Annotated in this window: 14 protein-coding genes and 2 pseudogenes; 7 read left to right on the top strand and 9 right to left on the bottom strand. The window is 69.3% G+C overall.

The features are described from left to right. Window positions 1-303: 303 nt before the first annotated feature. On the bottom strand, window positions 304-2,736 hold the full coding sequence (locus IEX18_RS09585) for an ATP-binding protein (RefSeq protein WP_188658515.1): 2,433 nt from the start codon (window positions 2,734-2,736) through the stop codon (window positions 304-306). A gap of 154 nt (window positions 2,737-2,890) precedes the next feature. Between IEX18_RS09585 and IEX18_RS09590 the strand changes: the two genes are divergently transcribed. The 3 genes from IEX18_RS09590 to IEX18_RS09600 all read left to right on the top strand — a co-directional run bounded on the left by IEX18_RS09590 (window position 2,891) and on the right by IEX18_RS09600 (window position 6,518). Next, on the top strand, window positions 2,891-4,078 hold the full coding sequence (locus tag IEX18_RS09590; protein WP_188658516.1) for an acyl-CoA dehydrogenase: 1,188 nt from the start codon (window positions 2,891-2,893) through the stop codon (window positions 4,076-4,078). Window positions 4,079-4,384: 306 nt separating this feature from the next. After that, window positions 4,385-5,299 carry an acetylglutamate kinase gene (gene argB, locus IEX18_RS09595; RefSeq protein WP_188658517.1) on the top strand — a complete coding sequence of 305 codons (915 nt, stop codon included), beginning with the start codon at window positions 4,385-4,387 and terminating at the stop codon, window positions 5,297-5,299. A 442-nt stretch (window positions 5,300-5,741) separates the two neighbouring features. Continuing rightward, a complete protein-coding gene (locus IEX18_RS09600) occupies window positions 5,742-6,518 on the top strand; it encodes a MerR family transcriptional regulator (protein ID WP_188658518.1) in 777 nt (258 codons plus the stop codon). Window positions 6,519-6,663: 145 nt separating this feature from the next. Here the strand turns inward: IEX18_RS09600 and IEX18_RS18865 are convergent. The 3 genes and pseudogenes from IEX18_RS18865 to IEX18_RS09610 all read right to left on the bottom strand — a co-directional run. Continuing rightward, a pseudogene (locus IEX18_RS18865) lies at window positions 6,664-6,774 on the bottom strand (PEPxxWA-CTERM sorting domain-containing protein); the annotation flags it as partial. A gap of 186 nt (window positions 6,775-6,960) precedes the next feature. Further along, window positions 6,961-8,178 (bottom strand): annotated as a pseudogene (locus tag IEX18_RS18605) (esterase-like activity of phytase family protein); the annotation flags it as partial. Between the two features lie 112 nt (window positions 8,179-8,290). Next, window positions 8,291-9,160: a 3-hydroxybutyryl-CoA dehydrogenase gene (locus IEX18_RS09610; protein WP_188658519.1), complete on the bottom strand. Its 870-nt coding sequence runs from the start codon at window positions 9,158-9,160 to the stop codon at window positions 8,291-8,293. A 109-nt stretch (window positions 9,161-9,269) separates the two neighbouring features. Between IEX18_RS09610 and IEX18_RS09615 the strand changes: the two genes are divergently transcribed. Beyond that, on the top strand, window positions 9,270-10,280 hold the full coding sequence (locus IEX18_RS09615) for a DUF1176 domain-containing protein (RefSeq protein ID WP_188658520.1): 1,011 nt from the start codon (window positions 9,270-9,272) through the stop codon (window positions 10,278-10,280). A 235-nt stretch (window positions 10,281-10,515) separates the two neighbouring features. Here the strand turns inward: IEX18_RS09615 and egtD are convergent, their stop codons facing one another. The 5 genes from egtD to gluQRS are packed head-to-tail and all read right to left on the bottom strand — an operon-like array spanning window position 10,516 to window position 14,514. Next, a complete protein-coding gene (gene egtD, locus IEX18_RS09620; protein WP_188658521.1) occupies window positions 10,516-11,493 on the bottom strand; it encodes an L-histidine N(alpha)-methyltransferase in 978 nt (325 codons plus the stop codon). Beyond that, on the bottom strand, window positions 11,487-12,761 hold the full coding sequence (gene egtB, locus IEX18_RS09625; RefSeq protein WP_188658522.1) for an ergothioneine biosynthesis protein EgtB: 1,275 nt from the start codon (window positions 12,759-12,761) through the stop codon (window positions 11,487-11,489). Before egtB ends, egtD begins: the two co-directional genes overlap by 7 nt. A 38-nt stretch (window positions 12,762-12,799) precedes the next feature. Beyond that, entirely contained in the window at window positions 12,800-13,357 is a 558-nt protein-coding gene (locus tag IEX18_RS09630; RefSeq protein WP_188658523.1) for a cob(I)yrinic acid a,c-diamide adenosyltransferase, read from the bottom strand. 19 nt (window positions 13,358-13,376) lie between these two features. After that, the gene (locus tag IEX18_RS09635) at window positions 13,377-13,604 is read right to left on the bottom strand and encodes a twin transmembrane helix small protein (protein WP_188658524.1); all 228 of its coding nucleotides are present in this window, start codon (window positions 13,602-13,604) and stop codon (window positions 13,377-13,379) included. A gap of 10 nt (window positions 13,605-13,614) precedes the next feature. Next, on the bottom strand, window positions 13,615-14,514 hold the full coding sequence (gluQRS, locus tag IEX18_RS09640) for a tRNA glutamyl-Q(34) synthetase GluQRS (protein ID WP_188658525.1): 900 nt from the start codon (window positions 14,512-14,514) through the stop codon (window positions 13,615-13,617). 83 nt (window positions 14,515-14,597) lie between these two features. Between gluQRS and IEX18_RS09645 the strand changes: the two genes are divergently transcribed. The 3 genes from IEX18_RS09645 to IEX18_RS09655 all read left to right on the top strand — a co-directional run bounded on the left by IEX18_RS09645 (window position 14,598) and on the right by IEX18_RS09655 (window position 16,570). Further along, entirely contained in the window at window positions 14,598-15,164 is a 567-nt protein-coding gene (locus IEX18_RS09645) for an HNH endonuclease (protein ID WP_188658526.1), read from the top strand. A 19-nt stretch (window positions 15,165-15,183) separates the two neighbouring features. Beyond that, on the top strand, window positions 15,184-15,585 hold the full coding sequence (locus IEX18_RS09650; protein ID WP_188658527.1) for an EF-hand domain-containing protein: 402 nt from the start codon (window positions 15,184-15,186) through the stop codon (window positions 15,583-15,585). Between the two features lie 205 nt (window positions 15,586-15,790). After that, window positions 15,791-16,570 carry an SDR family oxidoreductase gene (locus tag IEX18_RS09655; RefSeq protein ID WP_188658528.1) on the top strand — a complete coding sequence of 260 codons (780 nt, stop codon included), beginning with the start codon at window positions 15,791-15,793 and terminating at the stop codon, window positions 16,568-16,570. The last annotated feature ends 10 nt before the right edge of the window (window positions 16,571-16,580 follow it).

The raw sequence follows: 16,580 nt of genomic DNA on the forward strand, positions 1-16,580 counted from the left end.
TTGCATCATCGTATGATATAACTGACTGAGCTGATAACGTCGAAGGCATGACAATCGCAAACAGAAATAAACTGTATCTCGCCATAACAACCTCCTTCACTTGTCCATTGTACAAGACTACCACAGGAGATCACATAAAAAATTTGCGTTATTTCTGAGAGAGATTCTAGAAACCTTATTATCAGACCTGTAGCCGTACACTCATTCCGCGCGAATCGTCGCGCTGTCATAACCGCTAATGGCTGACGAAAGCTTCTTTCTAAGCTACTGACTATGTCTGGATTGTCGTTGCACGCGGGATCGCTACTCCCGCAACAGCCGGTCCACCCGCATCCGCAGGTCCTCGATCGCGAAGGGCTTGGTCAGCACCTCCATGCCCGGCGCGATATGGCCGTGGTTGAGGACCGCATTCTCCGCATAGCCGGTGATGAACAGGATCCTGAGGCCCGGGATGCGCTCCCGCGCCGCCTCGGCCACCTGCCGCCCGTTCATCCCGCCCGGCAGGCCCACATCGGTGATCAGCAGGTCGATCCGCTCCGCCGCGTCGAGGATGCGCAGCCCTTCGGGGCCGTCGCCCGCCTCCGCACAGGCATGGCCCATCTCCTCCAGCGCATCGACCACCAGCATGCGGACGGTCGGCTCGTCGTCGACCACCAGCACCGCCTTGCCGTCGACCCGCGCGAGCGGCACCGCCGCGACGGTCAGGTCGTCGGTCTCGTCGGCCTCGCCCAGATGGCGGGGCAGATAGAGGCAGACCATCGTCCCCTGCCCCACTTCCGAATAGATGCGGACATGGCCGTTGCTCTGCCGCGCGAAGCCGTAGACCATCGACAGGCCGAGGCCGGTCCCCTCGCCCTGCGGCTTGGTGGTGAAGAAGGGATCGAACACCCGCTCCAGCGTCGCCGCGTCGATGCCCGTGCCGGTATCGCTGACGCAGATGGTGACATATTGCCCCGGCTCCAGCCCGCGCGCGGCGGCGGTACGCCGGTCGATCCAGCGGTTCGCGGTCTCGAGCGTGATCTGGCCGCCCTCCGGCATCGCGTCGCGGGCGTTGATGCACAGGTTGAGGATGGCGTTCTCGAGCTGGTTGGCGTCGACCAGCGTCGGCCACAGCCCCATCGCCGCGATCGTCTCGACCCTTATGTCGGGGCCGACGGTGCGCTGGACCAGCTCGACCAGGTCGGTCATCAGCCGGTTGACGATCAGCGGCCGCGGGCTGAGCGTCTGGCGGCGCGAGAAGGCGAGCAGGCGATGGGTCAGCGCCGCGGCGCGGCGGGTCGCGCCCTGGCCGGCGGCGAGATATTTCTCCACGTCGCGCCCGCGCCCCTGCGACAGCCGGGTGCCGATCATTTCGAACGCGCCCGAGACGCCGGCGAGCAGGTTGTTGAAATCGTGCGCGAGCCCGCCGGTCAGCTGGCCGACCGCCTCCATCTTCTGCGCCTGGCGCAGCGCCTCCTCGGCGGCGGCGAGGCGGGACTGTTCCTCCAGCCGGTCGGTCACGTCGTAGACGAACTGATAGGCGCCGACCTGCACCCCCATCGCGTCGCGCAGGACGTTGTAGCGCACCTCGTAATGCCGGTCGCCGATCGCCAGCGTCTCGACGAACGCCTCGCCCGACAGCGCCCGCTGCCACATCGGCGTAACGATCGCGGTGATCTCGGGCCGGGCCGCGAACAGCTCGGGCAGGCGGTCGCCGACCTGGGGCGCGACGCCGCACAGCCGCGCGATCTCGGCGGTCGCGGCGCCGTTGATCGCGAGCAGCCGGCCGTCGCGGTCGATGACGAGGACGAAGGCGTCGGTCCCCTCGACGACGTCGGCCAGCACCTGGCGCTGCGCCACCGCCTCGGCGATGCGCGCCTCCAGCGTCGCATTGACCTGCACCAGCTCGACCTCGGCGCGCCGACGCGCGGTGATGTCCTGGAACAGCACCGCGACCTGGCGTCGGCTGAGCGGCTCGATGCGGAAGGCGGAGAGCGACAGATAGCGCCCGGTCTTCTCCAGCTCGCGCTCGAAGCGGATCGGCTTGCCGGTCCGCAGCACGGCGCCGTAGCGCTCCACCCAGTCGCCCGCTTCGTCGGGCACCATCTGCCGTACCCGCTGGCCGACCACGTCGGGGATGCCCGCATTGCGCGTATAGGCGGGGTTCGCCTCGACATGGACATAGTCGCTCAAGGGGCCTTCGGGGCCGTCGAGGAACTCGATGATGCAGAAGCCTTCGTCCATCGCCTCGAACAGGGTGCGGTAGCGATCGTCGCGCTCGGTGCCCTCGGCGGCGATACTCGCAAGGTCGAGCTGCGCGACGACCTGACGGGCGAGGACGGCAAGGCCCCGCGCGCGTCCTTCGGTCCATTCGGGCGCCGCCGGCGCGAGGACGGCGAGCGTGCCGATCGCCGCGCCCTCGCGCGTCCGCAGGGCCGCCGCGGCGCAGAAGCGCGCGCCGGGCAGCGCCGCCATCAGCGGGAAGTCAGCCGCTTCGCTGACGGTGACGGCCTCGTCGAGGATGCCGGGATCGTCCAGCGGCACCGCCTGCGGCGACAGACCGTGCGCCGCCTTCAGGATCAGCTGCCCGCGTCCATGCAGCCCGACCAGGGCGGCAGGTACGCCGCACAGATCGGCGGCGAGGCGGGCGAGCTCGTCCAGCCCATGCTCGGTGCCGGTGCCGAGGATACGATAGCGCTCGATCGCCGCCTGTCGCCGCGCGGGATCGATGATGATAGGCTGACGTGGCTGATCCATGCTCCCCGACCGTCGCTCGGTTTGTCTTATCGGCGTCGGTCCCCACCGGACGCCAGTGTCAGACCCCACGCAACGATCCGGCCCCGGCTTCGATCCCGGCGCTTGCCGCACCGTCGCGCTGGGCCTAACCGCGCGGGACAGCAAGGAGAGCGCGATGGCCGGGATGGGACGATTCGACTGGGCGGACCCGTTCCTGCTCGACGACCAGCTGACCGACGACGAGCGGATGATCCGCGACACCGCGCGCGCCTATGCCGACGACCGGCTGGCCCCGCGCATCGTCGAGGCGTTTGCGCAGGAACATACCGATCCGGAGATCTTCCGCGAGATGGGCGCGCTCGGCCTGCTCGGGCCGACCGTGCCCGAAGACTATGGCGGCGTCGGCGCCTCCTATGTCGCCTATGGCCTGATCGCGCGCGAGGTGGAGCGGATCGATTCCGGCTACCGCTCGATGATGAGCGTCCAGTCAAGCCTCGTCATGTATCCGATCCATGCCTATGGCTCGGAGGCACAGAAGCGCCGCTATCTGCCCAGGCTCGCGAGCGGGGAGTGGATCGGCTGTTTCGGCCTGACCGAACCCGATGCGGGCTCCGATCCCGGCGGCATGGCGACGCGGGCCAAGGCGATCGACGGCGGCGGCTATGCGATCTCGGGCGCCAAAACCTGGATCAGCAACGCCCCGATCGCCGATGTCTTCGTCGTCTGGGCGAAGAGCGACGCGCATGGCGGCGCGATCCGCGGCTTCGTACTGGAGAAGGGCGCCAAGGGCCTGTCGGCGCCCAAGATCGAGGGCAAACTCTCCTTGCGCGCCTCGATCACCGGCATGATCGCGATGGACGAGGTGGAGGTCGGCGAGGACGCGCTGCTGCCGCATGTCGAGGGGCTGAAGGGGCCGTTCGGCTGCCTCAACCGCGCCCGCTACGGGATCAGCTGGGGCGCGATGGGGGCGGCGGAATTCTGCTTCCATGCCGCGCGCCGCTATGGCCTCGACCGCGCGCAGTTCGGACGGCCGCTCGCCGCCACGCAGCTCTTCCAGAAGAAGCTGGCGGACATGGAGACCGAGATCGCGCTCGGCCTGCAGGCGTCGTTGCGTGTCGGCCGGCTGATGGACGAGGGCCGGTTCGCGCCCGAGATGGTCAGCATCGTCAAGCGCAACAATGTCGGCAAGGCGCTCGACATCGCCCGCACCAGCCGCGACATGCATGGCGGCAACGGCATATCGGGCGAATATCAGGTGATGCGCCACCTGATGAACCTCGAAACGGTGAACACCTATGAAGGCGCGCACGACGTCCATGCCCTGATCCTGGGCCGCGCGATCACCGGGATCGCGGCGTTCTAGGGCAAGATCACCCCAGGTTGGCCCCGCTCCAGCCGTTCGCCCTGAGCGAAGTCGAAGGGCCCGAGACTCACCGGTGCTTCGACTTCGCTCGGCACGATCGGGTCAAGGTGATCTTCTCCGGTCTCTCGGCGTAATACAGCCCCGCTGAACCGAACGTCATCGCGGCGCAGGCCGGGGTCTCCCGGTGGCAGGGCGCAGCAGGAGCCGGGCGAGGCCCCAGCCTTCGCCGGGGCGACGCGAGGGGCTGGCTAGACTGACGGACCGCCGCCGGTTCCCATCCCGCCGCACCGCCGCTAAAGGCGCGCCATGACCAGCCACTCCCCCGATCCCGCGCTGCTCGCCAAGGCGGAAACGCTGACCGAGGCGCTGCCCTATCTCCAGCGCTATGCGGGCAAGACCTTCGTCGTGAAATATGGCGGGCATGCGATGGGCGATCCCGAGCTGCAGCGCGATTTCGCCGAGGACGTGGTGCTGCTCAAGGCGGTGGGAATCAACCCCGTCGTCGTCCATGGCGGCGGGCCGCAGATCGGATCGATGCTCAAGCGACTGGGCGTCGAATCGCAGTTCGTCAACGGGCTGCGCGTGACCGATGCGGAGACCGCGCAGGTCGCCGAGATGGTCCTGGCCGGCTCGATCAACAAGGATATCGTCGGCTGGATCGGCCGTGCGGGCGGCCGGGCGGTCGGCATCTCGGGCAAGGACGCCGGGCTGGTGCTGGCCGAGAAGGTCGGGCGGATGGACCCGGACCCGCTCCAGGGCATCGAGCGGCATGTCGACCTGGGCTTCGTCGGCGAGCCGATCGCGGTCGACCGGCGGATCATCGACACCCTGTCCTCGGCCGGGATCATCCCGGTCATCGCGCCCGTCGGCATCGGTGCGGACGGCCATACCTACAACATCAATGCCGACACCATGGCGGGCGCGGTCGCCGCGGCGATGGGCGCGGCGCGCTTCTTCCTGCTCACCGACGTGGCGGGCGTGCTCGACAAGCAGGGCGATCTGCTCACCGCGCTCGATCCCGCGCGGGTCGCGGAGCTGCGCGCGGACGGCACGATCACCGGCGGGATGATCCCCAAGATCGAGACCTGCGTCGCGGCGGTCCAGTCCGGCGTCGACGCGGCCGTGATCCTCGACGGGCGCATCCCGCACGCGATGCTGCTGGAGATCTTCACCCGGCGTGGCGCGGGCACGCTGGTGAGCGCGCGCGCGGTGGAGCGGTGAAGAGTTTGTCAGGTCCTAAGCCAGCCATGCGGGCGTCGTCGTAACAGCCTGCCCCCCCTTCCCACCCGTCATCCCCGCGGCGGCGGGGATCCATAACCTCTGACGTTTGCGGGTGATGCGGTGCGCTCCCGCACGTTCGGATCCGCGCCTTGGCGAGACTCGTGCAAAGGTCCACCGTCCACCCCGGCGAAGGCCGGGGTCCAGTTGGAAAACGGCAGTACGTCATTGCAAAGCTTCACCCTGCTGGACCCCGGCCTGCGCCGGGGTGGACGCGAAACGGTGAGCGCTCGAACGTTCGCAGAGGTCTCGCCCTCGCAGGGATGACGGGTGGTTTGTGGGAGCTGGACGGGTCATGCCCCGACAGGTTCTCGCCCGCGTGTTGAACCTATCGCCGCATTTTCCCCCTTGCGGCTGACGCAGCGTCAACCGCTATCCCCTCGCCATGGACGAGGCGATCGACATTGCGGAGGTGGCGCGGGCGACGGGGCTGACGCCGCGGGCGCTGCGCTTCTACGAGGCGCGGGGGCTGGTGCGGCCGCTCCGCAGCGGTGGCGGGCGGCGGCTCTATGGTCCCGGACAGCTCGCGCGGCTGCACGCCGTGGTGGCGTTGAAGCGTGCCGGCTTCACCCTGTCGCGGATCGCGGCGCTGCTCGGCGACCGGCAGGTCGACCTTGCCGGCCTCGTCGCCGCGCAACTGGCCGCGATCGATGCGCGCGCGGCCGAACTTGCGGCGGCGCGCGACCTGCTCCGCGCCGTCCAGTCCCGCCTCGATCGCCGCGAGCCGGTCGATGTCGCGACGCTCTGCTCGCTCATCCGAACCGGAGACACGATGATGGAAGACCAGAACTGGAAAGCGGTGTCCGACCGCTATCTGAGCGAACAGGGCAAGGCGGATTTCGCCGAGGCGGCAAAGGCGATGCCGGCAGATTTCGATCAGGCCGCCTATAGCGCCGCATGGACGGAGCTGTCCGGCCGCATCGCCGCCGCGCTGCCGCTCGACCCGCGCTCGGCGGAGGCGGATGCGCTGTACGCGGAGTGGCAGGCGCTGCTCGCGCCCTTCGCGCGGATCGCGACGCCCGAAATGGCGACGGGGGTGACGCGCCTGTATGACGACATGGCCAGCTGGCAGGGCGAGCAATCGCCGCCCTTCCCCGCCGAGGTCTGGACCTTCATCCGCAGCGTGGGCGAGGCGCGGCGGGGGTCGGCAGGCGAATCATAGCGGTAGGGTTGCAGCGTCAGCGCCACTCGCGACCGTCATCCCGGCCTTCGCCGGGATGACCGAAGCGGGCGCTGTGGAGAGGGCGTGGCTCCGCAATTCACAGGTCGGAACCTGCGGCGACCAGCCAACGCCGCCCCTTCCGCTATCACCCTGCGAGACGCGCGGTCCGCTTGCGGCGGCGGCGGGCGGCGGCGCCGATCAGCGCGAAGCCGCCGACCATCGTCGCCCAGGTGGCCGGCTCGGGCACCGCGGTGGTGAGCGCATTATACTCGGCCTCGCTCAGCTTGAAGCTGTAGACCATGTTCGGGATCAGCCTGTAGCCCGCGGGGCAGCCCGCGCCGATCGCGACCTGAACGCTCGAGCCGCTGCCGTTCACGCCGCTGGTGCAGACGTCGTACTGGACGTTGGTCTTCGAATCCTGCGTCACCGAATAGTCGTTGTCGGTGACGACGATCAGCGTGTAGCTGCCGTCCGCCAGGCGCGGCCCGAACGACATTCCCTCGATCTTCTCGGGGATGGGGAAGCCCATCGCCTTCAGCGCGGCGGCGATGTCGAGGAAGGGAGTCGATCCCTTGAGCACCGGCTTGACCCCGGCAGGCAGGTCGTTGCTGCCGGCCAGGCTGATGTCCTTGACGTCGGTGGCGTTGGTCAGGTCGATCTTGAACACGCGCTTCTCGCCGACCGGCTTGGCGCCGTTGGGATCGTCGATGCCGAAGCCGCGATTGTCGCGCTCCAGCACCAGTAGCGTCTTGTCGCCGACCGCGACCAGCGAGGATACGCCGATCGAGCGACCCTGCTTGTCGCTCTTGAAATCGTCGCTGGTGCCGGGGATCCGGTCGTTGATGTCGGCCAGCGACTCGAGCTGATAGACATATTGCGCGGTCTGCTTGCCGGTCGCGACGTCGAACGCGACGATGCGCGCGTTACGGCTGTAGACGCCGGGGACGTCGCTCGCCTTGGCCGCCTTGCCGTCCTGCGCGAGCGGATCCTGGAGGATGGCATAGGCGGTCTTGCCGTCGGGGCTGATCGTCAGCCCCTCGAAGCCGCGATTGTCCTGCCGCCCGGTGCTGCCCGCGACGCTGACATTGGTATAGTTGAGCTTGCCGTTGGCGTCGCGCGCCAGGAGGTTGGCCGGCGTCTCGAACGCGCGGACGAACTGGCCGTCCTTGGTGAATTCGAGCACCGAGGGGCCATATTCGTCGGAGACGAGGAGGTTGCCGTTCGGCAGCCGGGCGAGGCCCTCCGGATCGAGCGAGCGGCCGAGGATGCTCGGATCGTTGTTGAGCAGGGTGGGGTTGAGCCCGTTGAAGAAATTCTGGCCGTCCTTGTAGAGAACGGTATCGGTCAACGTGAACCCGCCGATCGCGCCGGTCTGGGCATTGATGTCGAGCTTGAAGCCCTGAAGGCGCGGATTGTACGACAGGACGCCGCCGCCGGGCCCGCGATCGGTCGTGCTCCAGAAGGTCTGGGTCCCCGCATCGTAGATCAGGTCCGAACCGAAGCCGCCGAAGCGATTGTTGCCCACGCCCTGCTGCCCCGACAGGTCGGTGCCGTTGGGCACCTCGAAGGCGCTGACGAGCGTGACGGCGCCCGCCGGCAGAGGCGCGAGGGCGACGAGCGAAAGGCCGGCAAGGGCGGTGGCGACGGAACGACGCATCATGGTAAACTCCCTGTTTACCGGCGCCTTTCACCAACTCCGTTACGCCGCCGCGTCTCCGCCGTGACGGAATTGCGACAGCGGGGGACCATCCCGCTTCGGGACAGGGCAGGCCCTATCGGGTCGGCACCGGCTCGGGCCCCGAATAGTCGTAGAAGCCGCGCCCGGTCTTGCGGCCGTACCAGCCAGCCTCGACATATTTGACGAGCAGCGGCGCGGGGCGGAACTTGGGATCGCCCGTCCCCTCGAACAGCACGCGCGTGATCTCGAGGCAGGTATCGAGCCCGATAAAATCGGCCAGGGTCAGCGGCCCCATCGGATGGTTGAGGCCGAGCTGGCAGGCGGCGTCGATGTCTGGGATGGTGGCCACTCCCTCGCCCAGCGCGAAGCAGGCCTCGTTGAGCATCGGCATCAGCACGCGGTTGACGATGAAGCCGGGCGCATCGTTGGCGCGCACCACCCGCTTGCCGAGCGTTCGGGCATAATCCTCCACCCGCGCGACCGTGTCGTCGCTGGTCGCCAGCCCGCGGATCAGCTCGATCAGCCCCATCACCGGCACGGGATTGAAGAAATGGACGCCGACGAAGCGCGCCGGATCGGGCGATGCCTGCGCCAGCCGGGTGATCGGGATGGAGGAGGTGTTCGACGCCAGCACGGCATGGTCCGCCAGCACCCGGCCGACCTCGGCGAAGATCTGGCGCTTGATCGCCTCGCGTTCGGTCGCCGCCTCGATGACGAGCGCGCAGGAAGCCATGGCGGCGACGTCGCCGACCGGCTCGATCCGCGCCAGCGTCGCGTCGCGATCGGCGGCGGCGATCTTTTCCTTGTCGACGGCGCGCTGGAGGAGTTTGGCGATCCCCGCCTTGCCCGCCTCGGCCCGCTCCTGCGACACGTCGCTGAGCAGCACGCGATAGCCCGCCGCCGCGGAGACCTGGGCGATCCCCGCACCCATCTGCCCCGCCCCGATCACGCCGACTGACTGCATCGCCTCATCCTTCCATCGTCTTTGCCGGTGGCCTTAACCGCCTGCCGGCTGGCGCGGAAGCCGCACTGTCCCTAATCGGCAGGGGCACGCAGCCGGAGACCGCCTCGTCATGATCGCATCGCTCGTCGCCCTCACCCTCGCCGCCGCCGCGCCCGCCGGGCCGAAGCCGGGCGGGGTGAAGACCTTCACCGACTGGACGGTCGGCTGCGACAATGGCGCCGCCTGTCAGGCGGTGGCGCTGGTGCCCGAGTCCGGCTCGCCGGACGACTATCTGATGCTGGTCCTCAACCGGGATGCCGGCGGCGCGGCGGCGCGCCTGTCGGTGCCGGCACCGGCAGCGGGCTCCTATCGGCTGACCGTCAACGGACGCGCGATCGGGACGGTCTCGGCGAAAGGCGACGACGGCGGGACGCTGGCGCTGACCCGATCGATGCTCGATGCGCTGGCCGAGGGCGATCGGGCGACGCTGGTCGATGCCCGAGGCAAGTCGCGCGCCGCAGCCTCGCTCAAGGGGCTGGCGGCGGCGATGCTCTATATGGACGATCGTCAAGGGCTGGTCGGAACGCGTTCGGCGCTGCGCCGGCCGGGCAATCGCGTGGCGCGGGCGGCCGCCCCGGCCCTGCCGGTGATCGTCTCGCCGCCGGCGTCGAAGGCCCGGCCGCGCACGATCGGCGTGGCCGTGGCGACCCGGCTGATCGGCCGGGACAATGCGCGATGCGACTATGCCAACGGCCCGGTCGCGCCCAAGGCCCATCGCCTCGATGCCCGGCACAGTCTGGTGGTGGTCGATCATCCCTGCGGCAACGGCGCCTATAACCTGTTCAGCAGCCTGTTCGTGGTCGACGAGGCCGGCAAGCCCTCGCCCGCGCGGTTCGATTCCACGCCCGGCATGGGAGTCGACGGCACCGAGGACAACGTCGTCGTGAACGGCGACTGGGATCCCCGGGAGCGTCGCCTCGGCTCCTTCGCCAAGGGGCGGGGGATCGGCGATTGCGGCGACATGCAGAGCTTCGCCTGGGACGGCGCGCGCTTCCGGCTGGTCGAGGAGACGGTGATGGGCGAATGCCGCGGGTCGATGGACTATATTCCCGTTTGGCGGGCGAGGGTGGTGGTGCGGTAGAGTCATGCCGACGGACAGCCCCCCCGTCATCCCCGCAAAGGCGAGACCTCTGCGGAACTCGCGACGGCAGCCCCTTCCACTCGTCATCCCGGACGTGTTCCGGGATCCACGGTTCCGCGAAAGCAATGGCCTGTGCGTTTGCCGCGCCGTGGATGCCGGAACAGGTCCGGCATGACGGGATGACTTTCGCATTTGTCTCGCCTTCGCGCGGATGACGGTGGGGGCGGACGCCGCCCTACGGCGCCGGCCGCTCCGCCTGCGCCTCGGCCAGATAGACGCCGAAATTGCCGTCCGGGTCGGTCCACTCCGCCACCGGCGTCCAACCGCCGGCACGCAACAGGATGCGGGCGTCGCGCGCGCCATATTTGTGGCTGTTCTCGGTATGGATCGTCTCGCCGGCGGCGATGGCGAAGGGCCGGCCGGCGACGGTGAAGGACAGGTCTTCCTGCGCTTCCAGATGCATCTCGATCCGCGCGCGATCGTCGTTCCAGCGCGCGACGTGGCGGAAGCGGTCGACGGGGACATCGCCGTCCAGCTCGCGGTTGATCCGCTCGAGCAGGTTGAGGTTGAACGCCGCCGTCACTCCCGCCGCATCGTCATAGGCGGGGAGGAGTATGTCGGGCGACTTGATCCGGTCCATCCCGATCAGCAGCATCGCCCCCTCGCCCAGCGACGCGCGCATCGCGCGCAGCAGGTCGGTCGCCATCAGCGGGGTCATGTTGCCGATCGTCGAGCCGGGAAAGAAGCCGAGCTTGGGCTGGTCGGCGATCGCGCGCGGCAACGCGAGCGGGCGCATGAAGTCCGCCTCGAACGGCAGCACGAGCAGCTCGGGAAAGGCGGCCGACAGCGTCTTGGACGACTGGCGCAGGAACTCGCCCGAAATGTCGATCGGCACATAGGCGGCGGGTGCGATGCAGCGCAGCAGCACCGGCGTCTTGGTCGAGGAGCCCGAGCCGAACTCCACCACCGCCCGACCCTTGCCGGTCAGCGCGGCGAGGTCGGGGCAGATCCGCTCGAGGATCGCGATCTCGGTCCGGGTCGGGTAATATTCGGGCAGGTCGGTGATCGCCTCGAACAGCTCCGAGCCCCGCCGGTCGTAGAACCAGCGTGCCGGGATCGCCCGCGGACGGCGCTCGAGCCCGGCGAGCACGTCGGCGCGGAACTGCGGGTCGGCGAGGCTCGCCTGCCCGTCCTCGGCTTCCGGCTTCAACATGCGATGTCCTTTGCAAGGCGGACGCCGGTGAACTGCCAGCGCTGATGGGGGTAGAAGAAGTTGCGGTAGCAGGCGCGCACATGGCCGCGCGGGGTGGCGCAGCTGCCGCCGCGCAGCACGAACTGGCCGCTCATGAACTTGCCGTTATACTCGCCGACCGCGCCCTCGACGGGGGTGAAGCCGGGATAGGGACGATAGGCGCTGCCGGTCCATTCCCACACGTCGCCGAAAAAGGCGGGGCCGTGCGGGGCCGGGCGAGGCTCGACCGGGCCGGCCGCATCCATCTGGTTGCCGACCGCCGGATCGTGCGCCGCCGCCGCAGCCTCCCATTCCGCCTCGGTCGGCAGCCGCGCGCCGGCCCAGCTGGCATAGGCGTCCGCCTCGAAGAAGCTGACATGCGTGACCGGCGCGGCGGGATCGACCGGCCGCCGGCCGTCGAGCCCGAACCGCGTCCAGCCCGCCCCGTCCTGCTCCCAATAGAGCGGCGCGGCGATCCCTTCCGCCTTCACCCAGGCCCAGCCGTCCGACAGCCAGTGGCGCGGATCGCGATAGCCGCCATCGGCGATGAAGGCCGCCCACTCGCCATTGGTGACGGTGCGGTCGGCGAGCGCATGCGGATGGAGCAGCGCGGCATGGCGCGGCCCCTCGCAGTCGAAGGCGAAGCCGCCGCCGCCATGGCCGATCTCGACCACGCCGCCGCCATGCTCGATCCAGCCGATCGGCCCCGGCATGCCGACCGGCACCTTGGGCGCGGCGGCCCACAGCGCGGGCTCGAGCGGGTTCTCGGCAAAGAGGTGGAGGATGTCGGTGACCAGCAGTTCCTGGTGCTGCTCCTCATGGTGGCAGCCCAGCTCGACCAGCGTGCGCGCCGCATCGGGCAGCGACGGCAGCGCCGCCGTCAGCGCCGCGTCGACATGGGCGCGGTAGGCGCGCACCTCGTCGAGCGTCGGCCGGGTGATCATGCCGCGACGGTGCCGGGCATGCCGCCGCCCCTCCGCCTCGTAATAGCTGTTGAACAGGAACGGCCAGCGCGGATCGTGCAGCGCGTAGCCGGGCACATGGTCGCGCAGGACGAAGGTCTCGAAGAACCAGGTCGTGTGCGCCAGGTGCCATTTCGCCGGCGACGCATCGGGCATCGACTGGACGGTGGCGTCGGCGTCGGAGAGCGGTGCGGCGAGGGCGAGCGTCAGCGCGCGCGTCCGGGCGAAACGGTCCGCCACGCCGTCCCGGCCGGCGACCGCCGCAAGATCTGGTGCCTGTTCGGCCATGCCCCCGCTCCTATGGTCGTCGAGCGGAGCGGGACGGCTCAGCGCGATGCTCCCGGAACCCAAAGAACGTCACCCTCGCCGCTTTGGTTCACATGGCGGGCCGCGACGAACAGGAAATCCGAGAGTCTGTTGATGTAGGATAATGCTTCAGGATTGATCGCGGCACCCGCCGCGGCGGCCACCAGCGCGCGTTCGGCGCGGCGGGCGATGGCGCGGGCGAGATGGATCGCCGCCGCCGCGGCGCTGCCGCCGGGCAGGATGAAGCTGCGAAGCGGCGCCAGATCGTCGTTGAGCGTGTCGATCGCGCGTTCCAGCTGGGCGACCTGCGCAGGCACGATACGCAGCGCCTGCGGGTCGTCGCCCGGGGTCGCGAGATCGGCGCCGCAATCGAACAGATCGTTCTGGATCGTCAGCAGCTCGTCGCGCAGCGGGCCGGCCGGCAGCTGGGCGATCGCCACGCCGATCGCCGAGTTGAGCTCGTCCACATCGCCGATCGCGGCCATGCGGCCATCGGCCTTCGACACGCGCGACCCGTCGACCAGGCCGGTCGTGCCGTCGTCGCCGGTACGCGTGTAGATGCGGGTCAGGCGGACCATCGGCCGGCGCGCCCGGGGATCAGGTGCGGCCCGCCATGAACAGGATCAGGACGACGATCAGGATCGCGCCGGCCTGGAAGAAGATGCGCTGCTGCATCATCCGGTTGGACTTGAGCGCCGCCTTGCTCGGCCCCTCGCCTTTCACCTCCGCCGTCGATTCCTGGAGGAAGGCGATGATGCCGCGGACCAGCGCAACGACCGTCGCGATCATCGCGGCGATCAGCAGGATGACGAGAAAGGTGTTCATGGCGACCAATCTAGGAATTCGGCCAGGAAAAACTAGTGGGCAGACGCCCCGCGCGCAGCCCTTCGGCGAGCGTCGCGCCGTCGGCGCCGGCCGCGCGCAGATCGGCGAGCGAGGGGCTGCCGCGCCGCTTGGCGAGCCGCTGTCCGGTCGCGTCGAGGATCAGCCGGTGGTGGTGGTAGCGCGGCGTCGGCAGGTCGAGCAGCGCTTGGAGCAGCCGGTGGACATGCGTCGCCTCGAACAGGTCCACTCCGCGCACCACGTCGGTGACGCCCTGCTCCGCATCGTCGACCGTCGCGGCGAGATGATAGCTGGCGGGGGCGTCCTTGCGCGCGATAACGATGTCGCCCTGCGGCGCGGGATCGGCGCGGACCGGCCCGGCGGCCGCGTCGTGCCAGATCAGGTCGCCGCCCGCCCGCGCCAGCGCCGCCGCCATGTCGAGGCGCCAGCAATGCGGGGCCGCGGCGCGGGCCTCCGCCTCCTCGGCCGAAAGCCGCCGGCAGGTGCCGGGATAGGCGGGCTGGGGTCCATGCGGGGCGGACAGGCTGGCGGCGATCTCCGCGCGGGTGCAGAAGCAGCGATAGACGAGCCCCATCGCCCGCAATCGACCGAGCGCGGCGTCGTAGAGCGCCAGCCGCTGCGACTGGAAGACCGGTCCCTCCCAGTCGAGCCCCAGCCAGCGCAGATCCTCGCCGATGCCCGCGACATGCTCCGCCCGGCTGCGCGCGCCGTCGATATCCTCGATCCGCAGCAGGAACCGGCCGCCGGCGGCGGCGGCCAGATCATGGGCGAGGATCGCCGACCAGCCATGGCCCAGATGCAGCCGCCCGGTCGGGCTCGGCGCGAACCGGCTGACCACCGCCGCACCCGGTCCCGTTAAGGCTTGACCACGAATCGCGCCTCGTGCTGTCATGCAGTCGTCACGCCGATGCGCGACAAGGGCTTCGCCAGCCTCTCGGGAGACCTTGGGGCTTCCGGCCATGATTGGGGGAGCGTGTGTTTCATCCCGACCTGATCCGACATCCCGACAGCTGCCCGACGCTTGTTCTCAACGCCGACTATACGCCGCTGTCCTATTATCCATTGAGCCTGTGGCCGTGGCAGACCGCGGTCAAGGCGGTGTTCCTCGACCGCGTCGACATCGTCGCCCATTATGAGCGGGAGGTGCGCAGCGCCACCGTGTCGCTCAAGCTGCCCTCGGTGATCGCGCTCAAGCAGTTCGTGAAGCCGTCGCAGTTTCCGGCCTTCACCCGCTTCAACCTGTTCCTGCGCGACCGCTTCGCCTGCCAATATTGCGGGCATGGCCGCGACCTGACCTTCGACCATGTCGTGCCGCGCGCCCAGGGCGGGCGGACGACGTGGGAGAATGTCGTCACCGCCTGCGCGCCGTGCAACCTGCGCAAGGGCGGGCGCACGCCGCGCCAGGCGGGGATGCCGCTGCACATCGAGCCGATCCGCCCGACCAACTGGCATCTGCAGGAGCATGGCCGGTCCTTCCCGCCCAACTACCTGCATGAGACATGGCACGACTGGCTCTATTGGGACGTTGAGCTGGAGGCTTGATCCCCATTAAGGAGCGACGATGAAGGCGGGACTGTGGATCGTGGCGGCCATGCTGGCGGCGGCAACGGCGGCGTGCGGCACTTCCGACAAGGACAAGCAGGCCGAGGCGGATGCCCGGGCCGCCAGCTTCCAGCCGCCCTCGGTGATGTCGCGCCTCGATTTCGGCAGCTCGGCCTCCCGCCGCTTCCGGGCGCTGGACCGCAATGGCGACGACATCATCAGCGACGACGAGCTGCCTCGGCCGGAGGCGCCGCGGCTGATGGCGCTCGATCGCAACGGCGATGGCGAGATCACCGAAAGCGAATGGTCGGAGGGGATGCTGGCCCGGTTCGACCGGATGGACCTGAACCAGGACGGCACCGTCACCTCGGAGGAGCGCCGCACGGCGATGGCGCGGCAACAGGCGCAGCCGGCGAAGTAGCCTCGTTGAGGATCCCGGCGGTTGCCGATAGGATCGCCGCACCACGGGAGTTCGCAGTCATGGTCCAGCAGCAGCGTCAAGGCGGCATGACCTCGCTCTGACCCGTTCGGGCTGAGCGCAGTCGGGTCGGCCTCACGCCATCTTACCTGGCGAACGCAGAGCCGGCGGGTCCATCCGCCGTGCGACCTCCTGTTGCGAGATCACCATGCAAAGACTGCAGAACAAGATTTGCGTCGTCACCGGTGCGGCGCGCGGCATCGGCCACGCCATCGCCGCCCGCTTCCTTGCCGAAGGCGCGACGGTCGTCCTGACCGACATCGACGAGACCGCCGGCATCGCCGCGGCCGACGGCCTCGGCTGCCGCTTCGAGCCGCTCGACGTGGGCGAGGAGGCCGGCTGGCTGCGGCTCGCGCAGGTCGTTCCGGTCGCGGACGTCGTCGTCAACAATGCCGGCGTCACGGGGTTCGAGGGCGGCATGGTGCCGCACGATCCCGAACATGCCAGCCTGGCGGACTGGCGGGCGGTGCACCGCGTCAATCTGGACGGCACCTTCCTCGGCTGTCGCTATGCCATCGGCGCGATGAAGGCGGCGGGGGCGGGTTCGATCATCAACATCTCGTCGCGATCGGGGCTGGTCGGCATACCCGGCGCGGTGGCCTATGCCTCGTCCAAGGCGCCGATCCGCAACCACAGCAAGAGCGTCGCGCTCTACTGCGCCGCGCAGGGCTGGGGGATCCGCTGCAACTCGATCCATCCCGCCGCGATCCTGACGCCGATCTGGGAGCCGATGCTGGGCGAGGGCCCCGATCGCGCGGCGCGGATGCAGGCGCTGGTGGCAGATACGCCGCTCAAGCGCTTCGGCCGGCCCGAAGAGGTCGCGGCGATCGCGGCGATGCTTGCTTCGGACGAGGCGACCTATGTCACCGGGACGGAGATCAATATCGACGGCGGCCTGCTCGCCGGCTCGGCGGCGTCGCCCGGCTGAGGGTGCGCGG

Source organism: Sphingomonas metalli (assembly GCF_014641735.1).
GTDB classification, from domain to species: Bacteria; Pseudomonadota; Alphaproteobacteria; order Sphingomonadales; family Sphingomonadaceae; genus Sphingomonas; species Sphingomonas metalli.

Bases quoted from the DNA above. Each gene is read 5' to 3' on its own strand.
- egtB (WP_188658522.1), bottom strand. From the start codon at position 12,761: ATGGCCGAACAGGCACCAGATCTTGCGGCGGTCGCCGGCCGGGACGGC.
- IEX18_RS09635 (WP_188658524.1), bottom strand. From the start codon at position 13,604: ATGAACACCTTTCTCGTCATCCTGCTGATCGCCGCGATGATCGCGACG.
- IEX18_RS09615 (WP_188658520.1), top strand. From the start codon at position 9,270: ATGATCGCATCGCTCGTCGCCCTCACCCTCGCCGCCGCCGCGCCCGCC.
- IEX18_RS09650 (WP_188658527.1), top strand. From the start codon at position 15,184: ATGAAGGCGGGACTGTGGATCGTGGCGGCCATGCTGGCGGCGGCAACG.
- IEX18_RS09655 (WP_188658528.1), top strand. From the start codon at position 15,791: ATGCAAAGACTGCAGAACAAGATTTGCGTCGTCACCGGTGCGGCGCGC.
- egtD (WP_188658521.1), bottom strand. From the start codon at position 11,493: ATGTTGAAGCCGGAAGCCGAGGACGGGCAGGCGAGCCTCGCCGACCCG.
- IEX18_RS09630 (WP_188658523.1), bottom strand. From the start codon at position 13,357: ATGGTCCGCCTGACCCGCATCTACACGCGTACCGGCGACGACGGCACG.
- IEX18_RS09585 (WP_188658515.1), bottom strand. From the start codon at position 2,736: ATGGATCAGCCACGTCAGCCTATCATCATCGATCCCGCGCGGCGACAG.
- IEX18_RS09610 (WP_188658519.1), bottom strand. From the start codon at position 9,160: ATGCAGTCAGTCGGCGTGATCGGGGCGGGGCAGATGGGTGCGGGGATC.
- IEX18_RS09600 (WP_188658518.1), top strand. From the start codon at position 5,742: ATGGACGAGGCGATCGACATTGCGGAGGTGGCGCGGGCGACGGGGCTG.
- argB (WP_188658517.1), top strand. From the start codon at position 4,385: ATGACCAGCCACTCCCCCGATCCCGCGCTGCTCGCCAAGGCGGAAACG.
- gluQRS (WP_188658525.1), bottom strand. From the start codon at position 14,514: ATGACAGCACGAGGCGCGATTCGTGGTCAAGCCTTAACGGGACCGGGT.
- IEX18_RS09590 (WP_188658516.1), top strand. From the start codon at position 2,891: ATGGCCGGGATGGGACGATTCGACTGGGCGGACCCGTTCCTGCTCGAC.